The 6,894-nt window shown below is 37.4% G+C and carries 6 protein-coding genes; all 6 read right to left on the bottom strand.

Annotated elements, in window-relative coordinates; translation table 11 throughout:
* Nucleotides 1-28: 28 nt before the first annotated feature.
* The 6 genes from Q0F04_RS06700 to rsmH all read right to left on the bottom strand — a co-directional run bounded on the left by Q0F04_RS06700 (nt 29) and on the right by rsmH (nt 6,890).
* Nucleotides 29-574 carry a hypothetical protein gene (locus tag Q0F04_RS06700; RefSeq protein ID WP_295751586.1) on the bottom strand — a complete coding sequence of 182 codons (546 nt, stop codon included), beginning with the start codon at nt 572-574 and terminating at the stop codon, nt 29-31.
* Nucleotides 559-1,881 (bottom strand): M18 family aminopeptidase, encoded by a 1,323-nt coding sequence (locus Q0F04_RS06695; protein ID WP_295751584.1) that lies wholly within the window; start codon nt 1,879-1,881, stop codon nt 559-561. The genes Q0F04_RS06700 and Q0F04_RS06695 overlap by 16 nt, the downstream gene beginning before the upstream one ends.
* Before the next feature lie 53 nt (nt 1,882-1,934).
* Nucleotides 1,935-3,353: an amino acid permease gene (locus Q0F04_RS06690; RefSeq protein ID WP_295751582.1), complete on the bottom strand. Its 1,419-nt coding sequence runs from the start codon at nt 3,351-3,353 to the stop codon at nt 1,935-1,937.
* A gap of 118 nt (nt 3,354-3,471) precedes the next feature.
* Nucleotides 3,472-5,664 carry a penicillin-binding protein gene (locus Q0F04_RS06685; RefSeq protein WP_295751579.1) on the bottom strand — a complete coding sequence of 731 codons (2,193 nt, stop codon included), beginning with the start codon at nt 5,662-5,664 and terminating at the stop codon, nt 3,472-3,474.
* Between the two features lie 18 nt (nt 5,665-5,682).
* Nucleotides 5,683-5,958, bottom strand: coding sequence for a hypothetical protein (locus Q0F04_RS06680; RefSeq protein WP_147325335.1), 276 nt, complete (start codon nt 5,956-5,958; stop codon nt 5,683-5,685).
* A 5-nt stretch (nt 5,959-5,963) separates the two neighbouring features.
* On the bottom strand, nt 5,964-6,890 hold the full coding sequence (gene rsmH / locus Q0F04_RS06675) for a 16S rRNA (cytosine(1402)-N(4))-methyltransferase RsmH (protein WP_295751576.1): 927 nt from the start codon (nt 6,888-6,890) through the stop codon (nt 5,964-5,966).
* Nucleotides 6,891-6,894: the final 4 nt, after the last annotated feature.

Raw genomic sequence — 6,894 nt, 5'->3', positions numbered from 1 at the left:
CAACATTGAAAAAAGGGCCGGCATAAGCCTACCCTTCCAATTTTTGAAATGCCTTTTCCCTAAATCTTTTCTTACACAAATAATAATCCACCAATAAAATAATCAATGAAAAATCCACCTGCACAGGAAAGAACATCTTAAATAATATACATAAAATCAAAGATAAAACATCCAAATAGACAAAGTCACGAACCAAATCATAACGCTGAAGTGTTCGATACTTCGTACGCACATTGACCAATGAAAATACAAGTGCTGCACATCCGACAATAGCATCCACACTAAAGTTCACAACATAACTTGAAAACAAGACGGCCTTTAAAAAGAACAAAGTCAATGTCACACTCATCACAAGCATCATGTTACAAATCTTTAGCTTTTCATCATCCCGAACCACCATTTTTTCGGCATGTTTTTTAAACGTAGAACTCTTAGAAAACTGACGATACAAACGATCTACTTTCTTATCAAAACCATCTTCTTTTTTTGAATTCACAAGATCGATCATCAATTCCTTTTTCGCATCAATCAAATCCGACTTCTCTATTCTTTGAATGATTACTTCTCTAGACATACAGATTCAGCTTCTTCAATCTGCACATTTGTTTCATAGAATTCCTTCAATGCGATAATCGCATATTCAGTATCCTTAACACCTGCAGTTTCAAAACTAGAATGCATCGCAAGCTGAGCCAAACCAAAGTCTACCGCATGCACACTCACCTGTGTATTTGATAAGTTACCCAAAGTAGAACCACCCACTACATCACTACGATTCGCAAAACTTTGTACAGGAACATTCACATTCTGACATACACCTGTAAATAAAGCGCGACTAAATGCATCTGTCGTATATTTCTGGTTTGCACTTTCCTTAATCACAATACCACCATTCATAGTGACAAAGTTTACGGCATCCGTCTTTTCTGCATGATTTGGATGTAGAGCATGCGCATTATCACAACTTACTAAGAAAGTTTTCGCGATAGCCTGATAATATTCATCCTCTGTTTTACCTAAACCACTATTGATACGATGTAATACATCTTTCAAGAAAGTAGACATTGCTCCCTGTTTTGTGTTTGAACCCACTTCTTCATTGTCGAAGCAGCAATATACATTGACACTCTTTTCATTTTCAGCCTCAATAAATGCCTTTAGTGAAACGAATGCACATTGTAAATCATCCAATTTAGGACTTGAAACAAATTCATTTTCCAATCCCCAAACTAAACCTTTTTGACGATTCACTAAGAATAAGTCTTTACCTAAGATATCCTCAGCCTTAACGCCCAATTCATCCGCAACCATCTTGTCAAAAGCACCCTTTTTAAGAGCTCCACAAGAGAACATTGGACACAAATCAATCTGACGATTATATTTATAACCATTGTTGACTTCACGATTGAAGTGGATAGCCACATTTGGGATCATTAAAATATCTTTGTCGATATATAATAATTTAGATTCAATCTTAGAACCATTACGAACAAGCACACGACCCGCGACCGTTAATGGACGATCAAACCAAGTGTTGTCGATCATACCACCATATGCTTCCACGTCTAAACGCAAATATTCATTTGGACCCGCAAGCTCAGGCACATTTTTAACTTTGTATGTAGGTGAATCCGAGTGACTTGCACACATTTGGAAATGATAAGAATCCAAATCATTCCCCACCTTAAACGCAATTAAACTTGAGTGGTTACGAATTGTATAATATTTTCCACCCGCTTTAACATCCCAAGCACTAGACTCAGGAAGATACGTGAATCCAGCCTCTTCTAAATATGTACGAATCGTTTTAATAGAATGAAACATACTAGGACTTGATTCAATAAATTGAATTAATTCATTTGAAATTTCTATTGTATTCATGATTAAACATCTCCTCGACTATAATTATCCACAAATAAGAAGAAAAGGCAAAATTAATTTTTTGCCTCTTTTTTCTTGATTGCTGGTAAAATCAATCCTAAAGCTGTTAATACAACTGGAGTGATAATATTTAAGAATGTAGTATACATATCCCCTGCTTTATACATACCAAGTAAGCAGCAAGCAGCCGTTAACACAAAGCACCAAGCACCAAATACGATCGCAACTGTGTTGTTGTTCACAAATTTATAGTCACGGTGGAAAAGATCTGTTTTCTTACGCAACATAACATAAGCGAAGAATACCCACAAGTAACGCATTGGCATTGTTACGGAGTTTAACTGAGTCAACTGACGAAGTACTGTATCTGCATTTGGAACTAAAGCCTGAGCCAAGATGATTGCACCCGCAAGAATATCAACCATGATAATACCATTTGAATATGCACCTGCATCATTCTTGTGCAATAACTTAGTTGGAATATATTGACGAGCATCTTCGTTGTCTAATAACATTCGCAAAGGAGCATCAATACTAATAACTAATGTAGAGAATTGTCCAATACAGTTACAAGCTGCATAAACGATCATCAATACGTTACCCATACCATAGTATTCACCTAATTTTTGGAATGCCCAATACGAACCATTCGCATTGTATGAGTCAAAGTTTGCATCGATTACAGCTGGATCAAACATCATACCCATCGCAATTGTACCAAAGATAGCACAGATGATAACCATGATAGCTGCGAAAATCATACTCTTAGGAAATCCTCTACTAGGATCTTCAACTTTATTTACATAAGGTGAAATCTTTTCACATCCACCAACCGCAAATACTAAGATTGACAATGAACTGAAATATTTCCAGTCAAAAGTTGGAATCAAGTTTTTGAAACTGAAATCCATAGCTAAATATCCACCATTTGGATTGATAGCTGGAGCCGCAAACATCATTACGATATAAAGAATACTCATAACGAACATACTAGAACCAGCAATTGTAGCCATTTTCTTCAATGGGTTTAAACCACGACTTGCGACATAACTAAATAGTAATAAAACAGCTAAAGTCGCAAACTGTACAGCTTTTGTGTTAAAAGATGCATAAGTTTCTGAGTTTTGGAAAATCATCCAGCTTAATGCTTTCAAACCACCAGAACCCTTAGAAGCAATGTACGTAATGTGACATGCCCAATACGTCCAACCAGCATAGTATGCTGCCTTAGGACCTGTTGTTTCGTGAATCCAAGAACTTACACCTCCACCTGAATTTTTGAATGCTGAACCAAGTTCACCTACCATTAATGCATAAGGAACGAAGTACAACGCAAACATCAAAATCCAAGAAAAGATAACTTGAATTCCGTTGAAGTACATAAATCCGTTTAATACGTTTCCAAAACCCCATAGAGTTGAAAAGCACATAAACGCAAGTGTGTACCACTTCATTTTTTGTGAATCATTCATTTTTACTCTCTCCTCTTTCACTCACTTTTAATTTTACCCAACCCAAATGACATTTGTCAACTTGAAAACCAAATTCACCATTTTTTACATACCAGAAAAAGAAAAAGAGCCGAAGCTCTTATTCTAAATTCACCTCAATTTTTGTGTCCGTAGAAATTGTTGTTCCTTCTTCTACATTTTGACTTGTTACCTTACCATAACCACTCGTCTTAATACTAATACCCGTAAGCTGCCAGAAAACCGTTAAGTCCTTCCTTGTCCAACCCGACATATTTGGCATCGTAATCTTATTTCCATTCGTCAACACAAAGACACGATCATTCGAATTAATTGTTACCGATGCATCCGGATATTGTTCAATCACACTTGAACCATCCCCAATCACTTCTAAATGCACCTTTTTATCTTTCATCTTCTCATGCGCATAATCAATCGTATGATTCACTAAACTAGGCATATCATAACTTTCCCAAGCCTCATACGACTCTTGTGTATCATTTGCAGGTGTCGTTGAAATACCACAAGTCTGCAACGTATCTCGCACGATCTTTTTAAATGGTTCTGCCGAATACGAAGTAATATTTGGCGAAACCAAACCATAATACACCATGATTTTCGGATCATTAGCTGGTGCTGCCGCCATAATACTTGAAGTATGATAATCCGGATCATACTTACCTAAACCCGTATTATAGATCTGACCTGTACCTGTCTTCATCAAAAGATCTACACCATCCACTTTAAAACGCGCACCACTCGCCCCATCATCCGTAACATGCGACATCAATTCCTGCACTTCTTTTGCGGTTGTACTAGAAATTGGTGTACCCACGGCCTTTTTCTTATACTTCTTTTCAACCTTACCCGTATCACTATCCACAATCGAATCAATCACATACGGACGGACCATCGTACCATCATTAAAAATAGCTGTATAGGCTTGGCACAACTGCAACACCGTAATGGAACTAGCCTGACCAAATCCTGTTGATAAATAATCGGTAGGAAGACCAATATTTTTAACTCCCAAAGACTGATCGACATAAGGTGTATTCACTTTTTGAAAGAAGCCAAACGCATCCAAATACTTACTGTATTGTGAATAATTAATATAGTTCGCCAATAACTCACAAATGGCAACGTTACTTGAAAAAGCTAAACCTTGATCAAATGTAATCTCACCAAAGTTTTCATCCAACGCATCCGCAATATATGGATATGGCGAATTGGTTCCAATCGGCAAACGCGTGATCTTACCTGTACTTGCATCATAATCATACCAAAATTGATAGGACACATACGTCTTATTATATGGATACACATTGGTATCAATAGCTGTCGCATACGTAAATGGCTTCATTACCGAACCTGGCTCATACGTACTTGTACTAATCGCATCTTGATAGCTTGGAATTTCCTTATGTTCATTTTGATCAAAGGTAGGATAGCTAGCCCAAGCCAAGACTTTACCCGTTTCCACTTCCATCACAATGCACCATGCCGATTTGGCATTCTCATTTTCCATAGTCGACTGTAATTGTGTTTCTACCGTTGACTGCAATTCCGAATCCAAAGTCAGCACAACATCTTTACCATTCTTAGATTGTTCAATCACCTTTGTCGTACCCGGAAGTTTTGAACCATCCACCGTCTGCTGATATTGTTCTTTTCCATTTTTACCCTTTAATAACGCATTTAAAGAAAGCTCTAAACCAAGCTTACCTTCAATGGATTGTTTATCTTCATCATATGCCGCAAACCCAATTAGATTGGAAGAATATGGCGTAGCCGGATAATAACGAGATACCGCATCAATAAAGCCAATACCAGGAATCTTTAATTTTTTGATTTCTTTCATCAACGACTTTTTAATACGCTTCGTTCCCGAACCAAGTTCGGTCTGCGACTTGCCTGCCTTTTTAGCCGACTTCATGATTTTGACTAACGCCTTCTCATTGACATCCTCACCCAAAACACTCTTTAGTTTTTTAGCTGTTGATGAAATATTTTTGACATAATTCGGGTTCCCATTGACATCCACAACACCCTTATCCAAATAAGCCACGACTGTGTAGGCCTGTGTTTGTTGGGCAATCACCGTATGATTTCGATCATAGATCGTTCCACGCTTGGCTGTGACTGTTTTTTCAACAATACTTGACGCAATTCTTTCGTCCAATGCATTTTTTTGGGACCATAAATGTTTATGGCTCACCATAGTGAAAAGAACATTAGCTACTACTAATGTTCCAATTAATGTCATTCGACTAATCATTTTTAACAGTTCTCTATTACTTTTTCGAACTGACATTATACATCACCACTCCATCTAGTCATTCATTACATATATATTATTTTCATTATCAGAGACCTGATTGTCAAGCATTCCTAACAGTCTGCCCTTTTCCTGTAATGTATTGACTTCATTCTGGAGCTCTTCAACAGTTTGTTCTTTCTGCGCAATTTCATCACTCAATTGTGACTCTTCTACAGAAAGCGAAATGTTCATTGAATTTACATATGTTTTTGATACGAAGTAGAAGACCGCAGATAACACAAATAAAGTTAAAACAAGCACTCTTGTTAATCTAAAACTTCTCTGCATATGCATCATCCTTTCTTCTCTATCCCTCTTAGTTTGGCACTGTGTGCACGATTATTATTCTCTAATTCTTCACTACTTGCTAAAACCGGCTTTCGATTCACCAGCTGATATTCTAAATTTTCTGTCCCCACTTGTGGCAACCGCTTATTTACCTTTTTGGCAACGGCCACCTCTTTAAAAATCTCTTTCACAATTCGATCCTCTAGAGAATGAAATGTAATTACTGCCATAATTCCATGTGGCTTCAACATCGTTAAGCCATCCTGTAATACGGTTTCTAACTGTTCTAATTCATGATTTACTTCAATGCGAATTGCCTGAAACGTCTGCTTTGCCGGATGCCCCTTCTTTCTTAGAACAGCTGCCGGTAATGCCGATTTAATGACATCCACCAATTCAAATGTCGTTTCAATCGGTGCATTTTCCCTGGCACTACAGATTTTATTGGCAATCTTTACCGCAAATGGCTCTTCACCATAACGTTTTAAAATACGAATCAAATCCTCTTTGTCATACGTATTTACTACTGCATAGGCATCTAATTCTTGTGACTGATCCATACGCATATCTAATCGCGCATTCGAACGATAGCTAAACCCCCTTTGGCCATCATCAAATTGTGGACTCGATACACCAAGATCCATAAATATTCCATCTACTAAAGTAACACCACGCTTGGCAAGTTCACTCTTTAAATTCTCAAATGGAGAATGAATCAAAGTGAAATTATCCCCTATTGCCTGCAAACGCGGTGTACTTTCATCAATCGCATTTTGATCACAATCAAACGCATATAAATGTCCGCTTGTTAAACGTTTCAAGATTTCACTACTATGTCCCCCTCGACCTAGCGTGCAATCTACATAGATCCCATCTTCTTTTATTTGTAGCATGTCAATCGATTCATTCAATAATACACTAATATGTTCCATTCAT

This window comes from uncultured Holdemanella sp., from assembly GCF_934772795.1.
Lineage (GTDB): Bacteria > Bacillota_I > Bacilli_A > Erysipelotrichales > Erysipelotrichaceae > Holdemanella.
Note: the sequence above shows the minus strand (reverse complement) of the source record. Positions and strands in the feature narration are given on the sequence as shown.

Excerpts from the sequence above, each read along its gene's own strand:
- Q0F04_RS06700 (WP_295751586.1), bottom strand. The coding sequence starts at position 574 with ATGTCTAGAGAAGTAATCATTCAAAGAATAGAGAAGTCGGATTTGATT.
- Q0F04_RS06695 (WP_295751584.1), bottom strand. The coding sequence starts at position 1,881 with ATGAATACAATAGAAATTTCAAATGAATTAATTCAATTTATTGAATCA.
- Q0F04_RS06690 (WP_295751582.1), bottom strand. The coding sequence starts at position 3,353 with ATGAATGATTCACAAAAAATGAAGTGGTACACACTTGCGTTTATGTGC.
- Q0F04_RS06685 (WP_295751579.1), bottom strand. The coding sequence starts at position 5,664 with ATGTCAGTTCGAAAAAGTAATAGAGAACTGTTAAAAATGATTAGTCGA.
- Q0F04_RS06680 (WP_147325335.1), bottom strand. The coding sequence starts at position 5,958 with ATGCAGAGAAGTTTTAGATTAACAAGAGTGCTTGTTTTAACTTTATTT.
- rsmH (WP_295751576.1), bottom strand. The coding sequence starts at position 6,890 with ATGGAACATATTAGTGTATTATTGAATGAATCGATTGACATGCTACAA.